The organism is Prevotella aurantiaca, from assembly GCF_015262605.1.
Classification (GTDB): Bacteria; Bacteroidota; Bacteroidia; order Bacteroidales; family Bacteroidaceae; genus Prevotella; species Prevotella aurantiaca.
This window is the reverse complement of the sequence record NZ_JABZSJ010000014.1, coordinates 11,027-36,398: the sequence shown is the minus strand read 5'-3', so window position 1 is coordinate 36,398 and position 25,372 is coordinate 11,027. Positions and strand designations below refer to the sequence as shown.

Genomic DNA, 25,372 nt, shown 5'->3' with positions numbered 1-25,372 from the left:
AACCAAAGTATCTCTCTTGTTTTGTGATGGCGTTCTGATTGTATAAATACACAGAATACCTTAGATTGGCTGACTTGCCTATTTGAGTTTAAAAACTACCCACTGTAACGCACAAAAATGCTTCTGTAGAGAAGAACTTCTGGTTTTCTTCTGCAGTTAAAATGTGTAAAAAGATAGACACAATGGATTGTTGTTTAAGATTATTTTGTATTTTTGTCAAAACCAAAAACAGAGTTTATGAACCTATTTCAACAACATTTGTCTCATTGGTCATTAACATTAAGCTGACATTTTCGGCATAAGGGTGGGGCAGTTGTTGCTGAACCCGAGTGAAATGGTGGAACGATAAAAAGCAATATATATATAGATTAGATATGCAAACAATTCAGATATTAGCAGACTATACAAGGTCTAAGAAGAAATATCAATTAGAAAAGAAAGCCGATTTCTATACAGAACCATTAAAAGATATAGAAAAATATATCAACAACGAGGATTCTGTAGCAGGCATAGGCATGGCTTTCGACTTTCTTTCTTCATGGTTTCATCACAACTATATATATACTTTCTTGTCTGATGATGTGGGTATTGCGAACGATTCCAGTTTATTAGCCAAATCAACTCTCCTTGGAATAGAAGCTAATAACTGGTATTTCTTTTTGGGTAAGAACCACGAAAAATACCATCGGGCAATACTTTTCGACAATGCCATCAAGCATCTTGCACAGTCTTTACTTTTAGGTTGGGACTCGTTGGCTGTCCGTTACGGCCATCTTCTAATAGAAATGCTTTACGGAAAGCAGTATCATGGAGGTCATTCTGCCTACAAACACCCGTGGTTTATGCTCGAATTGTTCTGCCAATGGCAGAGAATCGAGTTAGATTATAGTCGTTTGAACTATCCTAAAGATATGAACTTATATGCGAAAGCTCTTCAAAACTGGGATACAAACGACGAAGTTGTTTTATCAAACTTGGTAAATGACTTAGCAGAATTCCATATTTCAGAATCTGACGAAAGCGAGAAAGCGAATAATATTCCCGATTTTCCATCGTCAGACTACTTCATCTATCCCGTAGAAATTCTCTTATGGCTGAACATTCGTAATAGAATGGGACTCGCAGAATATGCTGGCGACAACGCTTTAATAAACTTGTCTGTTAATAATTGGCACACGCAGGAAGTGGAAATTCCCACAATCGAACTCGTAAACCAAGCAAAAGCGAAACTTCGAACGGAATATCCTGATACGGAATTCTATTTGTAAAGGAGTGCGATAACGAAGAGCTGCACCTTTTATCGTTGCGAATTGACCCCATAATCGCCTCATCATTACCAGCTACTTTCGATATATCGAATAAGCTTAAACCTATCTAAAAACCGATAATTCACATAGAATACAATCGCAAACTACATTTGCAAATCCTTAGAAATAAGGATTATCGTTAGGTCTTACAACCTATGCTGACATACAATAACTAACCAATCATTACATAGAATTAAATCGTATGAAAACAAAACTAACTTTTTTATTAGGTGGCATGCTGTCTTTCATTGTCTTGCCGCCTGCATTGGCGCAAACAGAAACGCAACAAATGCTACGGATTAGTCCTAAAACAATCCATTCACCTAAGTTACCTAACGCCTCTGAAATGGAGGTAACCAAGCGCTTTCCAATGCTTAAGGCCAAGATGCCGAGCACAGAAAGCAACACCAAAATGGTAACAAGTCCGAAACAAACTACCTATAAACTGGCTGTAAACCCGAAGCAAAGCATCTGGGGAAACGTGATAACAGACCACCTTTTGGGTATTTACTCGTTTAATCCGATGCCGTTTGTGAACTTCACCGAACTTGCTATATATAAGAAAGGTATCTTTAATGGTGGCTGCGGACTGATAGATGACGAGCTACATGGCATCTATTTCGACGATACTTATGCGGTTTATGGTGTGATAGGTGTATTCCATTATGCCTTCAATACCGACACTTGGGCAATGGTAAGTCAGCCCGTTCAAGTAAATAACTGGAGCGTTATAGCCACTGAAACAGCCACCGACCCGAAGACAGGCGAGGTGTTTGGTCAGTTCTATTCGTCAGACTTGAAGTCGTTAGAGTGGGGTGTTATCGACTATAAGACACTAACACGTACAACCATTTCGAAGGCCGAACACAACTATCTCGCCTTAGGCATCACCAACGATGGGCGTGCTTATGGTGTTGCCGACGATGGAAACCTTTACCAAATAGACCGTACTACAGGTAAAGAAACATTGAAAGGCAACACAGGAGTAGCCGTAAAAGATAAAGGAGGCAACCATTTCTACCAGAGCGGAGAGATAGATCCCAACACCAACGAGTTCTATTGGGCAGCCAAGAAAGCCAATGGCGAATGTATATTGTACACCGTTGACCTGACCGACGGACATGTAAAAACGATTTGTTCAATGGAAAATGCAACGGTAGTAGGTATGGTTATCCCAATGCCAAAGGCTGCAGCAGCTGCTCCAAATACTGCAACCGACTTGCAAGCTCAATTCACCGATGCATCTACATCGGGTACTATCTCGTTCAAAGCGCCTGAAACACAATTCGATGGAACAGCACTTGAGAGCGGAACCACATTGTCTTATATCGTAACAGCCGACAATAAGCAAGTCGCTTCTGGTACTGTCGCACCTGGAGAAACCGTTCAAGCCGCCATACAAGTACCCGAAGGCATGAACCATTTCATTGTAACCACATCTAATAGCTATGGTAAGAGTCCGAAAGTCAAGCTCAATCGATATGTAGGATACGATGTTCCGCTACCTGTAAGTCGTATTGATTTAAAGATAGACAACAGCCGTAAGGCTACAGTAGCGTGGCAAGCGCCCACGAAAGGACTTCATCAAGCTTACATTGGGCAGCTTTCTTACGACGTTTATCGCTTCGGAAGCACCGATACCGTAAAGGTTGCGTCAGGCTTAACAGCTACATCCTTTAGCGAAACCCTACCTAAAAGCACACGAACCAGCTATGCTTATGGTGTAAGAGTCATCAATACAACCCAGCATAGTCAGGTTGCGAGAAGCGAATACCAAGTAACGGGCGACGTATTTAGCGTACCATTCTTCGACGATTTCAAGAATAAGAGCGACGCTTACATCTATACAATCGTCGATAACAATAACGATGGCTTCACATGGAAGTGGGTAGACGATAACGAAAAAGGCAAGGCTTTCCGCTATTCGTATAGCCGTAACAATGCAGGAGACGACTGGTTGATGAGTCCTCCCGTTAAGTTGGAAGCTGGAAAGACCTACAATGTCAGTTTCTTAGCATGCAACGCAGAAGCTCAATATAAGGAAAAGCTCGAAGTAAAGATGGGCAATGCTGCAACAGCTGAGGCTATGACAATCGACGTTGTGCCTACTACCGAAATCACAAATCCTAACTATCAGGAATACGGAGGACAGATAACACCAACAGCCGATGGCGATTATTACATCGGATTCCATGCTATTTCTGAAGCAAAAAGATATTTTATCTATTTAGGCGGAATCAGTATCGAACCTGTTTCGGCAAACAATGCGCCTGCAGCAGTGGACAATTTAAGTGTCGTAGCCAACCCTACTGGTGCGTTGAAGTCGGCGGTTAGCTTTATGGCTCCAGCGAAAACGGTTGAAGGAAAGACTTTAAACAAAATAGAAAAAATAGAGGTTCGCAATGGTGGACAAGTATTAAAGACCATTGTTAAACCTACTCCTGGTGCTGAAATTAAGTTCATCGACGAAAAACCATCGCGTGGAATAAACAACTATATAGTCGTTGCCTTTAACGAAAATGGCAACGGACCTAAGGCAATTTGCAGAGCCTTTATTGGTAAAGATACTCCTGCTGAACCCGTAGCGAAGGCCATTGACCAAGTAACATCGGTAAAACTGACTTGGGAACCAGCCAAAGGTGTACACGGCGGAGTCGTTGAAGCAGCCAAAGTTAGCTACGATATCTTCGACGTTGAGGGTGGAGAGCTTGGCGATCAGGTTACTACTGTAGAGGACGGACAGACCGAATACACTATAAAAGGGCTAAATACGATGGAAGGACCGCAACGTTATCGCTACTGGGCAATAGCTGCTAACTACGAAGGACAAAGCAGTGACTTTGCAACAATAAGCACTATTCTCGGCGCTCCTTATGCTTTGCCGTATCATAATAGCTTTAAGGGCGCAACACTCGAGGACCAACTGTTCTACATCAATAGTTCTAACGATAAGGTGCTGTGGCGTGTTACCAATGCAGATGCAGCGGATAACGATGGCGGTTCTCTCTCTTTCAAACCACGTGCCGAAGGGTCTTCTGCTATAACATCAGGTAAAATTGATATGAGAGGGGCCGTTCAGCCAAAGCTATCGTTCAGTTATAAGGCAACAAACAAGACCCCAGTAAGGTTAGAAATCACCTTTAAACAAAAGGACGGAACACTGACCGACCCTGTATGGATACATGATTTTGCCAACGAAACAACCATAGGTAAGTGGGTAGACAAGATGATTGAACTGCCTGAAGCGCTTGTAACGCAAGACTATGCCCTTATGATAATAAAGGCTTATGCCGATGGTGCGTCTTCAGATGTGGTCTATTTAGACAATATTAGTATTTCCGACCCATTGCAATGCGACGCTGCTATCGAACTATCTGCCCCCGAACGTGTGAAGAAAGGACAAGAAGTAAACCTTAAAATAAAGGTGAGTAACTTAGGAATTGATAAGATTGAGAATGCTGCCTTAAAGGTTTCGATGAACGATAAGGTGATTTATCACTCCAATATCAAACAGAGTCTGGCCATGTTACAAGAGGTTGTAGTTCCTATTAGCTACACAACAACTATTTTGGACCCATCAGACCGCCATGCTATTAAGGCCGAACTGACTGTTAATAACGACTTACAGACCGATAATAACATTGCTTTGGCAAACATATTGTTGGAGAAAGCCAATGTATTACCGCCAACAAATCTCACCAGTAATACAGATAAACCAAGCTGTATAGAACTTTCTTGGAAACAACCAGAGACGGTTCCAGAACTTATAACAGATAATTTTGAAGGCTATGAGGCTTGGGGAACCGACTTCGGAAAGTGGTCTACGTACGACGCCGATAAGGGTTTTGCCATGCAAGTAAGCGTTCAAGTGAAGTATCCGCACCAAGGTGAGCAGTTCGCTTTTATGAATTGGAAGCCTAACGACTACTTTAATGGAAACCGAGAGCTTGCTCCTCACTCTGGAGAAAAGGCTGCTGTGGCGCTGTATCAGCTGGATTCGAAGGGCAATATGGTCGCTGCCGACAACTGGTTGATAAGCCAATTGCTTACAGGAAAGGAACAAACGATAAGCTTCTGGGTGAATAATGTTCAAGGAAACAAGAATACAACGGAAACCTTCGAGGTGCTAACAACGTCTACCGATAACCAACCTGCAAGCTTTAAGAAGTTGGATTCCTATGAACAAGCAACTGGAACATGGAAGGAAATCAGTGTGAAGCTGCCAGCAGGCACACGCTATTTTGCCATAAGACATACTACACCAGCGAAGCAAGTATTTGTTTTCATGGTGGACGACATTACTTTTGAAGCCAGCAACGGACCTGCATCGTACAATATTTATCGCGGCGATACACTGCTTGCACGTACAATTCAGACTTCTTTCATTGATGAAAACCTCACTCCTGGAAGCGCAAATAGCTATAAAGTAACGGCTGTTTACCCTGACGGAGCCGAGTCGGAACCACTTAGTATAACCGTTACAACCGACATTAGAACGTTAGTTGGTAATGCTGAACAGCCTTTCAACGTTTACACCATAGATGGTAAACTGGTGTATAAAGGCTTACACAAACTTACTTCGCTGCCTAAAGGGGCGTACATTATCAATGGTAAAACAATAGTGGTGCGTTAGTATAACCTTTCAATTCGGTTTAAAGATAAGGACTTCTCTGTGCATATATGCCCATGAGAAGTCCTCTTTTGTTTTTCAAAACAAAGGATAACGGAAATGGAAAGTGTGTAAAAAGCAAAGTCAGAGGCCCATAATTTAAGACTGATTAAACCTTGCGTTAAATAACATTTAGCATTTTTCTTTCGCTATTCACATTAAAAATATGTAAGTTTGCAGCAATAAACATTTAACCTTTAAACCAAATAAGTATGATTAAAGAGTATATTAAGGAAAATCAAGACCGAATACTTGAAGAGTTGTTCAGTCTTATTCGCATACCAAGTGTGAGCGCTCAGCCCGAAAAGCATGGCGCAGATATGATACGTTGTGCCGAGCGTTGGAAGGAATTGCTGCTTATGTCGGGTGTCGATAAGGCTGAAGTTATGCCTACAGACGGTAATCCTGTGGTGTACGGAGAGAAGATAGTAGATCCTAATGCAAAGACTGTGCTTATCTACGGACACTACGATGTGATGCCAGCAGAGCCTTTCGAACTTTGGAAAACCGAACCTTTCGAACCAGTAGTTAAGGACGGTCGCCTTTGGGCACGCGGTGCTGATGACGATAAGGGGCAGTCTTTCATTCAGGCAAAGGCCTTCGAATACATTGTAAAGAACAACTTATTAAAGCACAATATAAAGTTTATACTCGAAGGAGAAGAGGAAATTGGCTCGCCAAGCTTAGGCGCTTTCTGCGAGAAACACAAGGAATTGTTGAAGAGCGACGTTATTCTTGTGTCAGATACCAGTATGATTGCCAAGGACATTCCTTCGCTAACAGTTGGTCTTCGTGGTCTTGCTTACTGGCAAATTGAGGTTACTGGCCCTAACCACGACCTACATTCAGGACACTTCGGTGGTGCGGTGGCAAACCCAATCAACGTTCTTTGCAAGATGATAACCGATGTTACAGACAAGGATGGCAAGATTCAGTTCCCTGGTTTCTACGATGATGTAGAGGAAGTATCGCAAGAAGAGCGTGCCATGGTGGCTCAAATACCTTTCGATGAGGAGGCTTACAAGCAGTCACTCGACGTTGAAGAGCTCTTTGGAGAGAAGGGTTACAGCACAATAGAGCATACAGGGTTCCGCCCAAGCTTCGATGTTTGCGGCATCTGGGGCGGCTATCAGGGTGAAGGAGCTAAGACAGTGATACCTTCAAAGGCTTATGCGAAGCTCTCATGTCGCCTCGTTCCACACCAAGATCATAAGAAAATAGGTCAGATGGTAGTCGATTACTTCAAGCGAGTAGCACCAAAAACCGTGAAGGTAAATATCGAATCGCTACACGGCGGGCAGGGTTATGTGTGCCCAATCGACCTCCCTGCATACAAAGCAGCGGAGAGAGGATTCGAAAAAGCATTCGGTAAGCGCCCTATTGCAGCACGTCGTGGCGGTAGCATACCTATTATTGCAGCATTCGAAGAGATACTCGGCGTGAAGACAGTGCTTATGGGTTTCGGCTTAGAATCGAACCTAATACACTCTCCAAACGAGAATATTCAACTCGATATGTACTGGCAAGCCATCGAAGCAGTTATCAATTTCCACTTGGAATACGACAAGCTTTAAACCTCGTTGTTGCTGTTTGACAGCATCACCAGTACACAATTGAAACAGCAAACAGCCACAAGGTAATCGTCCTTGTGGCTGTTTTGTTTTTACTTCATTGTCGTTTTACTTTCGCTAAAACGCTGTTTTCTTTTTTCTTTGCTATCGTTTTTGGTTCACCAACATTTTGTTTCCTTTTAGCTTTAGTACGATTTGCTTTATTCTAAAATTTACTATTCTACCTGAGTATATAGGTTGATAGAAGGCGAAAAATATGTAAAGAAAAATCAGAAGTAGTGCTCTTGTGTAACTATCTTACTTTCAGTGTGTTGTAATACCCATTGTTTGGCGCTCTAAAAGAGCCTGTTTTGCACAGCAAAAGTGCCTATATTGCAACGCAAAACAGCCGCTTTTGCAATGCGAAACAACTATTCCTGTTTTTCGATGTATTTATTTTTACAAAATAATAGGGTAGAGAGGACGACAAAATAGTGTGGGAAAAGGAAAACCGAACACCTGATAACATGATACCAGTCTTTTATTAGAAGTTCGTTCTATAAGCGAAAAATGGGCGCACCAGAAACGATGCGCCCATTTGTTTATGAAGTTCTAATGTTTAGAAAACGAGTTTAACAGACTTCTTACCTACCTTAACGATGTAAGTACCGTGCTTAGCTAATGAAACGCGGAAGTTCTTTGCACCTTCTACACTATATACAAGTTTGCCGTCAAGTGTATAGATTCGAACGCTTTCGCCATTGATGTTGTTTACACAAACATCGTTGCCATCAAGCTGTACAAGTGCGTTAGAAAGACTGATGTTGCTGATGCCATCAGGTGTACCCACCTTCTTCATTTCGCTATACTTGCTTTCTGCGAATTGCTTCTTTACGTTTTTGTCGCTGTTAGCCTTGTATGCTGTAGCGCGATGAGTTACTTCTGACTTACCAACAAAGTAAGGAATAGTGATTTCAGCTGTTGGATCTTGGAGCCATCTACGGTAGCAGAATGGGTCGTTCAAGCTTTCGCCAGCTTGGTATTTCTGTGTAATCTTCAAGTCGTCGAGGTAGAGGTGTTCGTCAGCATAAACGGCGTAGATACCAATAACAGACTTCTTAGAACCCTTAGTGAAGTTGATTGTGAAGTTCTGCCACTTATCATTAACAGCCTTTGGATAGCCTTGTGGATAGATAAGCTCAGCCTGTTCGTAGTCGCCAGTGGCTTCGTTGAAGTTGAAGAGTGCGAAGGCAGCCTGTGTATAAGCTGTGAAATCGTTGCCTTTCTCATCAACACCGATTGTTGAAGCACCCGCAAGTTTCACATTAACAGTGAACTTTCCGCCGTCCTTAGACATATCAAGCTCTGGCGAAATAAGACCTGCGTCAGTGTGATTGTGGTAATACTGCCAGCCATCTAAGCAAATATAGTCTGTATAAGGCGCATAATTGGTTCCTCTCCAGCCCGCTTGCTTCATCTCAGGGAGGTAGTATTCGCTGTAAGAACCAGGGTTAGGATCTTCCATTGTCCAGCCTGTGAGGTTTCCTTGAGCGTCTTTTACACCAGTAAAGTTCTCTTCTGTAACTACAAATTCGCCTGCCTTGTCAGCCTTACGGTCGTAGTAAGCAATGTAGTTGTAGCGTTCTGCAGTTGGAACAGTGCTCCAAGCAGCAGTGTATTTGTCTTTGTTCAAGTTGGTAACTTCCTTCATTTCAGGAGCAACAAGGTCGAAAACGAAAATCTTATCAGAAGGGATAGAAGTGTAACTATCCTTGGTTGCTGCTACATTATAGAAGTAAGTTTCTCCAGACTCAGCGCCTGTTACACGGAATTTGTTGGTAGTTACTGCCTTATCTTGGAAGAGATAAGTAGCCTTTCCTTCCTTATCGAGAGTGAAAACATTCACCTTATAGCCTGTAGCACCCTCTACTGCGGTCCAGTTTGCATCGAAGCTTGTACCCTCATAGTTAGTATGACGGAGCACTTGAGGAGTGCCAACGTGTTGCTTAACTGTAAATATTTCTACGTCGTCGATATATACAGGTGCCATAACAGACACGATATTGAAGAGTGTATATTCGCCACCACCGTAGAAGAACATAGAGTATTCCTTCCATTCAGTACTTAGAGGAGGAAGCACTGCGCTACCCATCATAGACCAAGTTGGCGACATGTTGAATGTTTCAGCGGCCTCAACCATTACTTGTGGGTTGTCTCCCGCGTTCTTAGCACGTGCCTTAAAGCGAATCCAAGCGATACCGCCATTCGCTTTTACATTAAGCATTGGAGTGTTAATGTGTGCCATGTCTTCTGGGCCAGAGGCAAGATAAACCATTCCACCTGCTGGGAAAGCATTGCCAGAACCCCAACCTGGTTTGTTAAAAAGCTCGTCTTTGGTGTTCATCCATGGGTATTCGAACTCGTCTTTCAGGATATTTGCATTTACATCTGGGTTTGCTTCGCTTCCAGAAGTCATCTTTGCGAAGTCTTCTTTCATTACTTGCTGCTCCTCACCGTACTGGTTTGGCGCTTTTGCAGCAGACAATGCAGGTGCGTTTGCGATACTCTGATTAAAACTAAACCCTGCTTTTGGAGCATTAAACTTCTGTGGCTGAACGCTCTTTGTAAGGTTTTGAACTTCGGTTCTTTTGTTTAGTTGTGCAGAAACAGTTCCAGTTGCTGCAATAGTTAAGGCTGCCAAGAGGGCTAACCGTGCATAGTTTTGTTTCATAAATGTAAAATGTAATGAATAATAGTATTTGGTTTAAAATGTTGTATCAGTATGTTTGGTTCTCGACATCATATTTCATGATAAGCGTGTGCTAAATTACGAATAATCTTTAAAACTACGAAAGAGAAGTTGTAAATTATTTATTTTTTTGCTCTTTTTCACATTTCGCACTGCATAAGCTTTCTTTTCTCATTTTCTTATCACTCTTCTCTCTTTGCGATAGAAATGCTGATGTGCTTTATTCATTATATACAAGGATATTCATAATTATGCAGTATGATTGTTAAACGAAATCTATTGTGTAATAACCTAATTATCAATGCGTTATAATACCCATAGTTTTGCATTGTAAAAGAGCCTCTTTTGCATTGCAATATAGGCACTTTTGTCGTGCAAAACAACCGCTTTTGCAAAACGATAGTGGCTCTATTGTTTTCTCATTGCATATATTCTGCAATATAATGCAATAATATACAGTTTTGAATTTCGTAACTTTTCGTAGACAGATGACTTGTTTTGTACATTCCATTCTGCAGTTTTGTGGTACGAAAAATGTTTTTTCAACATAGTTTTTCATACTATTCATACCAACGTTGAGGCACCATTGGCTTATATTTTGCAAAATATTATTTTATATTACACCTTATTTATATGTGGTTCTCAAATATTTTTTTATACCTTTGCAATCCTAAAGAAAATCACTTAGAATAAAAATCATTAAGCACATATTAAGATATGAAACCAACATTATTACTTCTTGCAGCTGGCATGGGTAGCCGTTATGGTGGCCTAAAGCAGTTAGACAGGCTCGGTCCGAACGGCGAAACCATTATGGATTATTCTATCTACGATGCCATTAAGGCTGGTTTTGGAAAGATAGTCTTTATCATTCGCAAAGATTTTGAGGAACAATTCCGCCAGCAAGTGCTCGCTAAATACGAGGGACACATACCTGCTGAGATAGTATTCCAAAGCATTGACGCTCTACCAGAGGGCTTTTCGGTTCCTGAAGGAAGGGAAAAACCATGGGGAACCAACCATGCTGTGCTCATGGCAAAGGATGTTGTGCACGAGCCTTTCTGCGTTATTAACTGCGACGACTTCTACAATCGAGATGCATTCATGGTAATAGGAAAGTTCCTTGCTGACCTTCCAGAAGGTTCAAAGAATAAGTATGCCATGGTAGGATTCCGTGTTGGTAACACGCTTAGTGAGAATGGTACCGTTTCACGCGGTCTATGTAGCACCAACGAACAAGGACATCTGACTACTGTAGTAGAGCGTACGAAGATTGAACGCCATGACAATAAGGTGCAATATATGGAGGAAGATGGAAGCTGGACAACTGTTTCGGACAACACACCAACCTCTATGAACGTGTGGGGATTCACTCCTGACTACTTCGAATATAGCGAAGCTTACTTCCGTGAGTTCCTTTCAGACCCAAAGAACATAGAGAATAAGAAATCAGAATACTACATTCCATTGATGGTTAATAAGCTCATCACCGACGGAACAGCTACCGTTGAAGTGCTCGATACCACCAGTACATGGTTTGGAGTAACCTATCCTGCCGACAGAGAAGGGGTAGTAGAACGCATTAAAACACTCGTGGCTGAGGGTGTTTATCCTGAAAAGCTGTTTTAAGGAACGTACTGAAAACGCCACGTTGTGGTAGATCTAGCATCGCAAAATGCTACAACCGCATTTTATCAGCAACAGCCTTAAACGCTAAATACCTATATGCTATTTCGGTACAGAGTGGTACCGAAATAGCTAAAACATAAGAACAATACAGAAACAAATGAACACAAACTTGTTAAACGAAGCTGAAGCGGAACAGCTTCAGCAGCTTATTGCCGAATCAAAACACATCGTTATATGTGCACACAAATCGCCAGATGGAGACGCTATGGGCGCTTCGTTAGCATGGAAATCGTATCTTAACCAGATAGGAAAGACCGATGTAATCGTTTGTATGCCCGATGCTTTCCCCGATTTTCTGCAGTGGTTGCCTGGAGCAAACACTGTTTTGCGCTACGATAAAAATCCTGAACGTGTTCAAGAGGCTTTCGATAAGGCCGACCTTGTATGCTGCATGGACTTTAATCAGTACATGCGTGTAGATGCAATGCAGCCAACTCTTGTCGGTTGTAAGGCAAAACGAATCCTTATAGACCACCACTTAGAACCTGAAACCAATAATGACATAACAGTATCAAGGCCGAATATGTCGAGCACAAGCGAAATGGTGTTCTACATTATCAGCCAGTTGGGAGGCTACGAAGACATGTCGAAAGTATGCGCACAGTGCATCTATTGTGGCATGATGACCGATACGGGCGGCTTTACATACAATTCTACACGCCCGGAAATATACTTTGTTATCGGACAACTGCTCTCTAAAGGTATCGATAAAGACAGTATCTACAACCGAGTATACCATAATTACTCCGTAAATGCACTCCGTTTGCGTGGACATATCATTGCTAATAAGATGCAAGTTGTGAACGAATTGCATGCAGCTTACTTTACTGTAACACGCGAAGACATGCGTCGCTTCCACTTTATTAAAGGTGATTTGGAAGGCGTAGTCAATATACCGCAACAGATTAAAGGCTTAAAACTAAGCATATCATTGCGCGAAGATACCGAAAAACTCAACCTTGTGCTCGTCAGTTTGCGCTCTGGTAACGGCTTTCACTGCCAACCTATGGCAGTAGAATTCTTTAATGGAGGAGGTCATGCAGACGCTTCGGGAGGAAAACTACATTGCTCTATCGAAGAAGCGGAACAAATAACGTTGAAGGCAATACTTGCTTTTCAAGACGAATTGAAAAAAAAGTAGGCAATCATTTGTTGTATTCAAATAAATAACTTAACTTTGCAGATGTTTTGAATACATAGGGTTTCGGTTCCGAAACCTTTACCTCCACAAAATCAAAATTTCGATATAACACACATAATACTTTATGTTTAGTAAAGAAGAATTATTAGAAAAGGATACTTCCGAATTGGAGAGTATCGCAAAGGACATTGATGCGGATTTTAAAAAGACCGACGATAAAGAGTCCATTATCTATGCCATATTAGACAGGCAAGCCATGAATGCTGGCGCATCGCACCCTTTGGGAGCAACAAAGCGTAAGCGTACGAGGATAACAAAGAAGGATCCAGATAAAGTTTATACCGTTCATGGAAAGGAAGGAGAGAACTTTGACCTCCAAAAAAATAAACCACAAGGTGTTACACAGCCTGGTTTGTTTAAGGATATGCCCGAAGAACAACCTGCTGAAAAGGAAGAAGTAGCACCTGAAGTAAAGGAAGAAGCTCCAAAAAAACGTGGACGAAAGAAGAAGGAAGAACCTAAAGAGGCTCCAAAACCTGTTGCGGTTGAGGAAGCTCCAGAGGCTGAACCAATAGTGGAAACACCTGCTGAAACACAACCAGAAGAAACTGTTGAGGCTCCAGTAGCCGAAGTTCCAGAAGTAGAAACACCTACTAATGATAATCAAGAAGATATTATTCCAGAAGCAGGATTCACTCCTAAAAACATAGAAAACGTCGAAGGCGAAGCTACAGAAAACCTCATCGAGCAGCTCCAAGCAAAGGTAAATGCACACAATGAGCATATGGAAGAAGAGGCAAACTTAGTCGCTGAAGGTATATGGCCGGGCGATCCAGGTGATGGAACAGACTTTATCACCGTATTGGATATTCCTATCGAAGACCAAGGAATGGTTCCTTCATACGATATGTTCGACCGTCCTAATATGTCGAACGAAACAAGTCATCCTTCATATTATGCTGAAGCAGCAATTCAACAAAGCGCTGCTGAAGCCTATGACTTTAACGATATCATTAAAGCAAATGGTGTTCTAGAAGTCATGCCAGACGGTTATGGCTTCCTTCGCTCTAGCGATTACAACTATTTATCGTCTCCAGACGATGTGTATGTGCCTGCAAACCAAATCAAACAAAATGGTTTGAAGACGGGAGATGTAGTGGAATGTCACGTAAGACCACCACGCGAAGGCGAGAAATACTTCCCTCTTACAACCATAGACAAGATAAACGGACGTGTACCATCGGAAGTTCGAGACCGTGTTTCGTTCGAACATCTTACTCCTTTATTCCCCGATGAGAAGTTTACGCTATGCGGTGACCCACGCACAACAAACCTTTCAACACGCGTTGTAGATCTTTTCTCACCAATAGGTAAGGGCCAACGTGCTCTCATTGTGGCACAACCAAAGACAGGTAAGACTATCTTGATGAAAGATATAGCTAATGCCATTGCAGCAAATCACCCTGAGGCTTACCTAATGATGCTTCTTATAGACGAGCGTCCAGAGGAAGTTACAGACATGGCGCGTACTGTTAATGCTGAAGTAATAGCTTCAACGTTCGATGAACCAGCCGAACGTCATGTGAAAATTGCAGGTATTGTTCTTGAAAAAGCGAAACGAATGGTTGAGTGTGGGCACGATGTTGTCATCTTCCTCGACTCAATTACTCGTCTTGCACGTGCTTATAACACCGTTGCTCCTGCCTCTGGTAAGGTGCTAACGGGTGGTGTTGATGCCAACGCATTGCAGAAACCGAAGCGCTTTTTCGGTGCTGCACGTAATATAGAAGGTGGCGGTTCGCTCACCATTATAGCTACTGCACTTATCGATACAGGTTCAAAGATGGACGAAGTTATCTTCGAAGAGTTCAAGGGAACGGGTAATATGGAGTTGCAACTCGACCGTTCGCTCAGCAACAAACGTATCTTCCCATCTGTCAATCTTGTTGCTTCGAGCACTCGTCGCGACGATTTGTTGCAGGATAAGACTACTATCGATCGTATGTGGATACTACGAAAGTACATTGCAGATATGAATCCGATAGAGGCAATGAACTCTATTCACGACAGAATGTTACGTACACACGATAACAATGAGTTCTTATTATCAATGAACGGATAAACCTATCAATCATTTATTAAATACTTTCGAAAAGGCCATACCTGTGAAGGAGTGGCCTTTTTTTAATGTTGTTAAATTGCCATGAAAGCCGTATATAAACGCATTTTTATTGCTTTTGGTAGCTTAAATCCATATTAAATCACTACATTTGCACCTGTGAAAGAGTAGCTTGTGCCCGTTGTGCATATACATAAAGGTATTTGTCGGAAAACAATAGCGCAACTTTGCTTTATCCACAATATTATTTCAAGACAACCTAATTGTTATTTATGAACTCGTTAAAAGAGATTTTTAGAATAGGAAAAGGCCCTTCAAGCAGCCATACCATGGGACCTGCACATGCAGCAGAGATATTTGCACGTCGAAATTTAAATGCAAAAGCTTTTGAAGTAACTTTATATGGCAGTTTGGCAGCTACAGGAAAAGGGCACCTTACAGACGTAGCCATCACCGAAGTACTATCGGAAATTGCTCCCGTAGAAATACTATGGCAGCCAGGAACGGTGTTGCCTTACCACACAAATGGTATGCGTTATAAGGCCTTCAACGCTGCGAAGCAAGTTGAAGACGAGTGGGTGGTCTACAGTGTGGGCGGTGGTGCCCTTTCAGAAGGTAAGGGAAAAGACGACTATTTCTATACTAAGCCAGTCTATGAGCTATCTACTTTGAAGGATATTCAGAACTGGTGCGAAGACAACGGGCGCGGTTTCTGGGAATATGTGGACGAGTGTGAAGGCGCAGAAATATGGGAATACCTGCACGAAGTATGGACGATAATGTGCAAAGCCGTAGAATCTGGATTGGAAAACGACGGTGTTCTGCCTGGTCCGCTAAAACTTTCACGCAAAGCAAGCAACTATTATATCAAGGCACAGAGCTATAAAACCAGTTTACAATCACGTGGTTTAGTATATTCTTATGCCCTTGCGGTGAGCGAAGAGAACGCTTCGGGCGGTACCATTGTAACGGCTCCAACCTGTGGTTCGTGCGGTGTTATGCCAGCTGTGTTATACCATTTATATAAAGCCCACCAGTTTTCGGAGCGCAAAATACTACGTGCTTTGGCAACAGCAGGTCTGTTTGGCAATGTCGTAAAGGCGAATGCGTCAATCTCTGGAGCCGAAGTTGGTTGTCAAGGCGAGGTCGGAGTGGCCTGCGCTATGGCTTCTGCAGCCGCTTGTCAGTTGTTCGGTGGTACACCTTCGCAGATTGAATATGCGGCTGAAATGGGCTTGGAACACCATCTTGGCATGACCTGCGACCCTGTGTGTGGACTTGTTCAAATACCTTGTATAGAGCGAAATGCATTCGCAGCATGCCGCGCGCTCGATGCACAACTATATGCGAACTTCAGCGATGGGCGCCATCATATATCGTTTGACAAGGTGGTTAGGGTGATGAAACAGACTGGACACGACCTGCCATCGCTCTATAAAGAAACCAGCGAAGGCGGTTTGGCGCACGATTTTGACCGTTAAAGCAAATCGTTAGTATGCACATTGAATTGTAATAGAGGGCATACCATATCCATTTACAGATATAAACAAAAACCATAAAGTAGCAAGTTGTACACTGCTTTATGGTTTTTGCTTTTTATAGACTTATTCTAATCCTAATCCTTTGTAGTTTGTTTGCCGAACTAAAGCACTACTGAAGTTCTGCAACCACGTATTCAGAGCGTGTACCAATCCTAAATTTTCCACCCCAAATACCAATGCCTGACGACACATAATATTGTGTCTCACCCTTTTGCAATGGTCCGAAAGCCTTTTCATATATAAGGTCTTCAATCCAACTGATGGGCCAAACCTGTCCATAATGCGTGTGTCCAGACAGCTGAAAGTCAATGCCTGCCTGCTCAGCTTCCTCTAAATGATAAGGCTGATGGTCTAAAAGTAGGGTGTAATAACCCTTCGGCACCTTCTCCATAAGGTTTTTTAAGCGTGCTCTACGCTTATTTGTGCGATCATCGCGCCCCACAACAAGTAGCGTATCGCCACCCTTTAAAGGCACTAAAGCATAGTTGTCGATAAGCAAATGAATGCCCGCTTCCTCGTAAAACCGCTTTGCATCAGGTTCTCCGCTATAATATTCGTGGTTGCCAAGACAAGCATATACGGGTGCTTTTAGCCTTCTAAACTCTGCTGCCATATCCTGTTCTGTCAAAGCACGGATACTCCTATCGATGATGTCGCCTGCGATAAGAATAGCTTCTGGTTGCTCTTTGTTCACCTTGTCTACCCACTTTCTGAACTCGTCAGCCCGATTATGGTAGCCCAAATGCAGGTCGGTCATCATCACAACACGATGCTTTTGTTTCATTTTCTTTTCAGTATTCAGCGTCAATTCTACACGTTCCTTGTGCATATAGTTAAGATAACCATAGACAAACAGGCCCACGATGACGACAAAGATAGTTGCTGTTCCTGCCCAACTATTGTATAAAAACGATTTCGGAACAAGGCGAACAAGTCGTCCTAAGTCGAGAACAAGGAAGAACATGAGCAGGTATAAGCCGATGAAAATAGACGAATTGCCCACCTCATACATCGCTATTGCCACGCGCATAGGGCTCTTGTCTAAAATAAAATTGGCGAAAATAGTAAGGAAACACAGCAGCATAGCACCCACGACAAGCCATTTACCAACCAATCCTAACGGCAACAGCTGCCAAACATGCCAACCAATGTATCCGCTACTCCCTAATAAAACAAGGAGAAACACAATTATTCCTATTATACTCATATCCTAAACAGTCTTATATTTTATCTTTTTAGATTTATCGAACAAACATTATGCCGAAATCGTCAGCCTACAAGAGTGTGCCATAACGTCTTGATTGCCACTTCACAACCTACTATAAAAAAACTTCGAAGCATTGGATATTACATTTTATCAATGCACCGAAGTTTTTTGTTATTGTCCTCTTAACGACTGCTTAGAGCCTTAAAAACTTCTTCACCATATTATAATAGTTCTGCGTTTTGCTTACGCTGAAGTTGATTCCACCATGCCACATGCGAATAGCCTTCTCTATATTGTTGGCTACATTATGGCGTGATTGGAACAAAACAAACATCTCTCTCGACTTAGCAGGACTGAAGCGGTCGGCTAAATTATAGCGTTTCTTGCTGCCTTTACTCTTCAAGATGTTATTACATTCGTTTACTACGTGATGCGAAATCTGCAAAATTCCAGCGTGTGGACCATTCACCGCCTTTGCATTTCCTCTACTTTCTACATGCATAATAGCGTCCATCACGGGGCGCCAGTCAAAATTTTCAATCTTTTCGGCGGTTCCTGCACTTGCAGAACCAGCTGCCATTGTCATTAAAAACCCTACTATCAATAATTTCAAGATTCTCATTATATACAATTTTCCGAAGCCTATAAACTTGCCAAAAGCATAGGTAAGTCATGCGGTAGGGCGTACATGAGAATCGGTGCACCTAACCTCGGCTTCATATTAACGGCTGCAAAGGTACGAAAATAATGCTTGATAATCAAGTTATTAAGTATTACTTAACAAAACTAATGATACAAACGGTTACTTCATAAGCTTTGTTTAAGAACCTTAAAATGCTTGGTTTTCTCAATAATATGATTTCTTTACATCTGCTTTATACCGCATTTTGTAGAATGTAAATTTTGCCAATTCCAAACTTTGCCGTATCTTTGCACATAAGAAATAACTGCATTTAACAGGCTAAAATATTCTTTTTTGCCCCATTTAGCAGTACTTCTGTAATCTGTTTTAATGGCTCCGTAGCTTAGCTGAATAGAGCGTAGGATTCCGGTTCCTGAGGTCATGGGTTTGAATCCCATCGGAGTCACAGCATAGGGAATACTTCGGTATTCCCTTATTTGTTGCTGGTAAGTTTGTCGCAAAGGAGTTAAAACAATGTGTTAAGTATCAAATAGCAGCTCGAAAGAAAGTCTTTTGTTCTATTTTGTGGGTAGCGCTTCTTAATGTAAACGACTGAATAGACAACCACAAAAGAACAAATTGTACCACCTTAATATAGGTATGGTTTGCCCGTATAATCGTTCTGGATTGTAAAGAAAAACACAAGTGAAAAGCAAGGTAAGTTGTTTCGCATTGTAAAAGCGTCTGTTTTGCGTTGCAATATAGGCTCTTTTGTCGTGCAAAACAGGCGCTTTTACCTTGCAAAACAATGGGTATTGCAAAGTATTGATATATAGCTTGTTAGACAACAATCATACTTTGAAAAAATATTTACAGTTTTATTGCTTTTTAATCTCTTATCAAGTAAGCCTTCTACACTAAACAAGGGTAGTGTGAGACGATAAGAAGCGAATGCGCAAAGCTGTCGTAGTGTTTCTTGTAATGCGATATGTTTCACTGGAACGGCGACTCACCAACCACATGATTTCATTGTTACCATCAACTAAAACGAGTTGTTTGCGCTTGCTGATGGCATCAACTTTTATGTTCGTAAGGTAGTCGCTAACCAGCTTAGAGCCTTTCATTCCAAAAGGACGGAAGCGGTCTGCCGTTGCTGTACGGCGCAAAACAAGTGGAAAATGCACCTTCGCCTTGTCTACAACAATCTCGTTTGGGGTGGTAGGAATGGTAAAATTATTGTCTACAACTTCTTCTATTATCTCAATCATACATTGGTCTGAGTAGACAAATTTGCCTATTTGGAACAGTTGTAAAGGCGCTGAAACTGTCTTTTCACGCCTTGAAAGAAGCATCATCTTTCTGTCGAATAGAAGCGTGTAAGTATCTGTTATATATTCTTTTCCACTCTCTGATGATGACGAAAGAGCGATATTTCGTATCTGTGGTGAAGTAAAACCATAGGGAGAGAGAAGATAAAAGAGGAAATATTCAGGAGAAACATAATCTTTAAGGGCTGCTATATTGATACGGAGGTTAGGCAAATCTTTTGAAGGAATACCTTCTTGAAGACGTAGCAACAAAGCGTCTACCTCTCCATTCTCTACCGTTACAATGCGATGAAAGGCGTTTTCTAAAGATGCATTGATGATTTTCTGCGCTTCACCGATGTTTTCCGACATTCTAACAATGGTCTCATCAAACGATGGGTTGATTTCTTTCAGCGTTGGAACAACCTCTAATCTAAGTTTATTTCGCTTTACATCAGCTACGAGATTACTACTATCAGTTACAAAAGGTTGTTCTTTTGCAAACAAATAGTCCTCAATCTCAGACTTAGAACAAGTTAGGAGGGGGCGTAAAATATGTTGGTTACGAGGACGAATACCCATCAATCCGCGTAAGCCAGTACCACGAACAAGATTAAGAAGTACAGTTTCTACCGAATCATCACGATGGTGTGCAATGCAAATCGCATCGGCATCAATCTCTTGTCGTAAGGTTTCGAAATAGTCATAACGCTGTGTTCGAGCTGCCATTTCAATACTTACTTTATTTAATTCTGCGTATTCTGCTGTATAAAAGTGAATTAGGTGTAGTTTAATATTATTCTTTTCGCACAGCTTTATGCAGAAATCTTCGTCTCGTTGGCTCTCTTTGCCACGCAAATGGAAGTTGCAATGTGCTGCTTCAACGCAGTAACCTAATTCCTTAAGTATAAGTATTAGAGCGACACTGTCGGCTCCTCCGGATAGTCCAACGATATAACGACCATCTGGACGGAGCAGTTTGTGGGTGTCGATGTATGTCTTTACCTTATTCAACATAAAGTACTAACCCCTTCAAATATTCGCCTTCGAGGTGGTAAATGTTTATTGGGTGGTCGGCAGGCTGGTGTATTTGATGTAGAATTCTAACCTTTCTACCTGCTTGAGCAGCTGCTGTAAACACAGCTTGGCGGAAGTTTTCCTTTGTAACAACCTGCGAACAGCTGAATGTAAATAATATACCGCCTTTCTTGATGCGTTCGAAACCTTTTACATTCAAACGAGTATAGCCACGCAATCCGTTCTTCAATGCACTGCGATGCTTGGCAAATGCAGGTGGATCAAGCACAATTAGGTCGTACTTTCCATCGTTATCATCAAGGTATTTGAAAGCATCTTCGCATATAGCAGCATGGCGATTGTCGCCTGGGAAGTTCAAAGCTATATTCTCGTTGGTTAGTTCTACCGCCTTTGCAGAGCTATCAACAGAGTGCACCATCTTAGCTCCGCCACGCATAGCATATACCGAAAAGCCTCCCGTATAGCAAAACATGTTTAGCACCGAGCGTCCTTTTGCATAGTATTCGAGCAAGCTGCGGTTCTCACGTTGGTCGATAAAGAAGCCCGTTTTCTGTCCTCTGAGCCAATCAATGTGGAACTTTAGTCCGTTTTCAATGGCAATATTGTTATCAGTATCACCATAAAGGAAGCCATTTTCTTGTCCTAATTCAGCCTTAAAGGGCAACGTTGTCTCGCTCTTATAATAGATACTGTCAATCTTTTCGTCCATAACGGCACGCAAAGCATCGGCTATTGCAAAGCGAGAGACGTGCATTCCCACTGAATGCGCCTGCAAAACGCAAGTTGTTCCATACACATCAACGATTAAACCAGGCAGGTTATCGCCTTCGCCATGTACCAAACGATAGGTTGTATTCACTGTTTCGCCAGTTGTAGATGCACCATCTCCCTCTGGGCGAATGACTCCAATTGCCTCGCGTACAGCCCATGCTGCCTTCAAACGGCTTTGCCAAAAGTCAGCATCAATAGGCACATCGCTAAACGAAAGAATACGAACGGTGATGGAACCGATTTGGAAATGTCCCACACCAATGAAGTTTCCGTTGTGTGTGTAGACCTGAACGAGTTCGCCTTCTTCAAGTGTTTCGTCCAGCTTAAGGATTGCACCAGAGAACACCCATGGGTGTTTACGTAGCAAACTCTCTTCTTTTCCTTTCTTTAAAACTATTTTCTTATACATGTTCAATCGTTCTTTTGTGTGAATTCGGCATCGGTTTTATCGATACTTTCGGTATTTTTAGGTTCGGGTTCGGGTACTGTTATGGTTTCGTAACCTTGTGTTTTCTGTAGTTCTTGCAGTCGTTCGTAAATCTTAATACATGCCCACGCGTCGGTAGCAGCATATATTTTCTGCTTCTCTGTTAGTATAGGAGCTTCCCAATTCGATAGTTGTTGGCGCTTCGTAATGCGTTCATGGAAGAGGTTTGCATATAGTTTCTGCAAACTAAGGTCGTCTATTCCGAACTCCTTAACGATATCTTGAAGGTCTATAAAACGTCCTATCTTGAAGTCAGCACGCTGGTGCAACATCATGAAATCGTCGTGCAAAGACAGTCCAACCTTCAGTACTGTGGTGTCTTCGAGCAGTTTAATGATGCATGGAAGCATGCCTATAAGATTTAAACGGAATAGGAAACATATGTCTCTCGTGCTCACTTGAAGCAGCGCAACCTTATGATGTTGCCCCTTTTTGAACACTGGACGCGTTTCAGAATCAATACCAAGAATGTCCGACGAGAGCAGAAAATCAACCGCTTTGTTGGCTTCTGCTTCGTTAAGAACTACCACAACCTTGCCTTGAAACGTTACGCGCGGCAAGTCGGGAATACTCTTTTTATCGACCTTATTATATAATTTTGTAATCATCATTGTCTGTTTCGTTTTGCAAATTTAGCAAAATCTTCTGAAAATATGCCCGATTATATGGCAAATTTTTAGTACTTTTGCATTTGAATTAAACATTTGATAATGGCAAAAAAGAAAACGGAGAAGACTCCGAAAACATTCAGTGAGGCTATTGGCGCACATTATATAATAAACGATAAGACAGGTTTTGTATTCGGACTCGTATTGCTTTGTCTTGCACTTTACATATTAGTTGCCTTCATAAGCTACTTTTCGACAGGCGCAGCCGACCAAAGTTTGGTTACAGCATTGCGTCCTGGCGAGATTGAAAATAGCGCAAAGGAGTTTCAAAACTATTGTGGCTCAGTGGGAGCGTTATTGTCTTACTACCTCATATCGCGATGTTTCGGTATCCCCGCGTTCATAATACCGTTATATATCATACTCTGTGGAGTGAAAATGATGAAGGCTTACGAGAAAGTAAACCTATGGAAGTGGTTCTTTGGAATGGTTTTGGTAATGGCATGGAGCTCGATTACCTTTGCAAAATTCCTTACACCGCTCATGAGCGAGAACGTTTTCAACCCTGGAGGCGACCATGGTAGGTTCGTTGTAGAGTACGTTGAGAACATTATTGGAGAGCCTGGACTGCTCGCAATCCTTGCTGTTACGATGTTAGGATTCCTCACTTACCTTACATCAGAGACTATAACGGTGGTTAAAAAGATTCTGAATCCAGTGGGATATCTACGTAATAAGGTGAAATTTACCATTGTTCGACACAACAATACTAAGGAGGAAGTAGACGAAAACACCGATGAAATAGAGGAAGAAGAGGTTGAAAAGTTCATAAATACCGAGCCTCAAACTGTGGATTTCCTTGATGATAATCTGCCCGAAGCAGTGATAAAACCAACCAAAAAGGAAAGTGTTGCAAGCAAAATGGGCAAATCTGAAGATGATTTAGATACCGAAATTGGTATGACGGTAGATATTCCTGCAGAGCAAGAGAAGGCACAAGGCAAGATAGTAGCAGGCACAACAGACCTCTCAACCCCTATTAATCCACACGAACCCTTTACCCGTTGGAAGTATCCTACCCTTACTTTGCTCAAGCAATACGACTCTGACAATAACGTAAACTTCGTTGATAAGGAAGAGTTAGAGGCCAATAAGAACCGTATTATAAAGGTGTTGAACGACTTTGGAGTACAAATTCGCAGCATTAGAGCTACGGTTGGACCTACCATTACCCTCTATGAAATTACCCCTGCACAAGGTGTTCGCATCTCAAAAATTAAGAATTTGGAAGACGATATCGCCCTAAGCTTGGCTGCTATCGGTATTCGTATCATCGCACCGATGCCTGGTAAGGGTACAATAGGTATTGAAGTACCAAACGCAAAGCCTTCTATCGTGTCTATGTTCTCTATTTTGAACTCACGAAAGTTCCAGGAAAGCACGATGGAATTGCCAATAGCGTTGGGTAAAACCATTACAAACGATGTGTATATGGTGGACTTAGCAAAGATACCACACTTACTCGTGGCTGGTGCAACAGGTCAAGGTAAGTCGGTAGGACTTAACGCTATCATTACATCTTTGCTTTATAAGAAGCATCCGAACGACCTTAAGATAGTGCTTGTTGACCCTAAGAAGGTTGAATTTAGTATATATTCGCCCATCGCTAAGCCTTTTATGGCAGCAGTAGAGGAGAACGAAGACGAGCCAATCATCACTGATGTGCAGAAGGTTGTAAAGACTTTGAAAGGTCTTTGTGTACTGATGGACAATCGTTACGATATGTTGAAGGCTGCAGGAGCGCGCAATATAAAGGAATATAATAAGAAGTTCTTGAACCATCAGCTTAACCCTGAGGAAGGACATGAGTTTATGCCGTACATCGTTGTAATCATTGACGAGTTCGGAGACCTTATTCTTACCGCTGGAAAAGAGATTGAAATGCCAATTACTCGTATTGCTCAGCTGGCGCGTGCGATTGGTATTCACATGATTATTGCAACCCAACGACCAACAACTTCAATTATTACAGGTAACATAAAGGCCAACTTCCCTGGCCGTATAGCATTCCGTGTAGGTGCCATGATGGACTCTCGTATCATTCTGGACCGCCCCGGAGCGCAGCAACTTGTGGGACGAGGAGACATGCTTTACCTCAATGGTGGCGAGCCAACGCGTGTGCAATGCGCCTTCGTAGATACGCCAGAGGTGGAAGATATCTCTAAGTTCATCGCCACACAGCCTGGTCCTGTAGCGCCATTATCAATACCTGAACCTGCAGTAGAGGAAGGAGGAATAGCTGGCGGAGCCCTTGATGAGAACCTTGATCCGCTCTTTGAAGATGCGGCACGTGCTATAGTGTTGAACCAACAAGGTTCTACGAGTATGATACAACGCCGCTTTGCCATCGGATACAACCGCGCTGGTCGTCTAATGGACCAGATGGAGAAGGCTGGTATTGTAGGTACAGCACAGGGTTCTAAACCTCGTGAAGTGCTGATTGGCGATGAAATGAGTCTTGAATCATTACTTTCATCATTACATAAGTAAAAGCAAAAGGAGTTAAA

Annotated in this window: 14 protein-coding genes and 1 tRNA gene; 9 read left to right on the top strand and 6 right to left on the bottom strand. The window is 42.2% G+C overall.

The genetic code is table 11. The features are described 5' to 3' along the window. The first annotated feature begins 374 nt into the window (after nt 1–374). From HXN26_RS04140 to HXN26_RS04130, 3 genes are all read left to right on the top strand, one after another. Entirely contained in the window at nt 375–1,268 is an 894-nt protein-coding gene (locus HXN26_RS04140; RefSeq protein ID WP_273158927.1) for a hypothetical protein, read from the top strand. Between the two features lie 241 nt (nt 1,269–1,509). After that, on the top strand, nt 1,510–5,940 hold the full coding sequence (locus tag HXN26_RS04135) for a choice-of-anchor J domain-containing protein (protein ID WP_273158926.1): 4,431 nt from the start codon (nt 1,510–1,512) through the stop codon (nt 5,938–5,940). A 248-nt stretch (nt 5,941–6,188) separates the two neighbouring features. Beyond that, complete coding sequence (locus HXN26_RS04130) at nt 6,189–7,550, top strand: dipeptidase (protein WP_273158925.1); 1,362 nt, start codon at nt 6,189–6,191, stop codon at nt 7,548–7,550. A gap of 595 nt (nt 7,551–8,145) precedes the next feature. On the opposite strand, the gene HXN26_RS04125 is transcribed toward HXN26_RS04130, so the two are convergent. Then, the gene (locus tag HXN26_RS04125; RefSeq protein ID WP_273158924.1) at nt 8,146–10,257 is read right to left on the bottom strand and encodes a T9SS C-terminal target domain-containing protein; all 2,112 of its coding nucleotides are present in this window, start codon (nt 10,255–10,257) and stop codon (nt 8,146–8,148) included. 735 nt (nt 10,258–10,992) lie between these two features. Here HXN26_RS04125 and HXN26_RS04120 point away from each other — a divergent pair. From HXN26_RS04120 to HXN26_RS04105, 4 genes are all read left to right on the top strand, one after another. Beyond that, entirely contained in the window at nt 10,993–11,904 is a 912-nt protein-coding gene (locus HXN26_RS04120; protein ID WP_273158923.1) for a nucleotidyltransferase family protein, read from the top strand. Between the two features lie 157 nt (nt 11,905–12,061). Continuing rightward, a complete protein-coding gene (locus HXN26_RS04115; protein ID WP_273158922.1) occupies nt 12,062–13,105 on the top strand; it encodes a DHH family phosphoesterase in 1,044 nt (347 codons plus the stop codon). 124 nt (nt 13,106–13,229) lie between these two features. Further along, the gene (gene rho / locus HXN26_RS04110) at nt 13,230–15,227 is read left to right on the top strand and encodes a transcription termination factor Rho (RefSeq protein ID WP_273158921.1); all 1,998 of its coding nucleotides are present in this window, start codon (nt 13,230–13,232) and stop codon (nt 15,225–15,227) included. Nucleotides 15,228–15,496: 269 nt separating this feature from the next. After that, nucleotides 15,497–16,705 carry an L-serine ammonia-lyase, iron-sulfur-dependent, subunit alpha gene (locus HXN26_RS04105; protein WP_273158919.1) on the top strand — a complete coding sequence of 403 codons (1,209 nt, stop codon included), beginning with the start codon at nt 15,497–15,499 and terminating at the stop codon, nt 16,703–16,705. Nucleotides 16,706–16,874: 169 nt separating this feature from the next. On the opposite strand, the gene HXN26_RS04100 is transcribed toward HXN26_RS04105, so the two are convergent. Both HXN26_RS04100 and HXN26_RS04095 read right to left on the bottom strand, forming a co-directional pair. Then, nucleotides 16,875–17,972: a metallophosphoesterase gene (locus HXN26_RS04100; protein WP_273158918.1), complete on the bottom strand. Its 1,098-nt coding sequence runs from the start codon at nt 17,970–17,972 to the stop codon at nt 16,875–16,877. Nucleotides 17,973–18,165: 193 nt separating this feature from the next. Beyond that, the gene (locus tag HXN26_RS04095; RefSeq protein ID WP_025000869.1) at nt 18,166–18,594 is read right to left on the bottom strand and encodes a hypothetical protein; all 429 of its coding nucleotides are present in this window, start codon (nt 18,592–18,594) and stop codon (nt 18,166–18,168) included. A 392-nt stretch (nt 18,595–18,986) separates the two neighbouring features. On the opposite strand from HXN26_RS04095, the gene HXN26_RS04090 reads away from it, so the two are divergent. Further along, nucleotides 18,987–19,060 (top strand) — tRNA-Arg (locus HXN26_RS04090). 451 nt (nt 19,061–19,511) lie between these two features. Here HXN26_RS04090 and tilS read toward each other — a convergent pair. Genes tilS through HXN26_RS04075 form a run of 3 tightly spaced genes read right to left on the bottom strand, consistent with a single transcriptional unit; the run spans nt 19,512 to nt 22,805 of the window. Continuing rightward, entirely contained in the window at nt 19,512–20,918 is a 1,407-nt protein-coding gene (gene tilS, locus HXN26_RS04085) for a tRNA lysidine(34) synthetase TilS (protein WP_273158916.1), read from the bottom strand. Then, nucleotides 20,908–22,119, bottom strand: a complete 1,212-nt coding sequence (locus tag HXN26_RS04080; RefSeq protein WP_273158914.1) for a class I SAM-dependent rRNA methyltransferase — start codon at nt 22,117–22,119, stop codon at nt 20,908–20,910. The genes tilS and HXN26_RS04080 overlap by 11 nt, the downstream gene beginning before the upstream one ends. 2 nt (nt 22,120–22,121) lie before the next feature. Continuing rightward, nucleotides 22,122–22,805 (bottom strand): 3'-5' exonuclease, encoded by a 684-nt coding sequence (locus HXN26_RS04075; RefSeq protein WP_025000867.1) that lies wholly within the window; start codon nt 22,803–22,805, stop codon nt 22,122–22,124. 102 nt (nt 22,806–22,907) lie between these two features. Here HXN26_RS04075 and HXN26_RS04070 point away from each other — a divergent pair, with 102 nt between their 5' ends. After that, nucleotides 22,908–25,355: an FtsK/SpoIIIE family DNA translocase gene (locus HXN26_RS04070; protein WP_273158913.1), complete on the top strand. Its 2,448-nt coding sequence runs from the start codon at nt 22,908–22,910 to the stop codon at nt 25,353–25,355. The last annotated feature ends 17 nt before the right edge of the window (nt 25,356–25,372 follow it).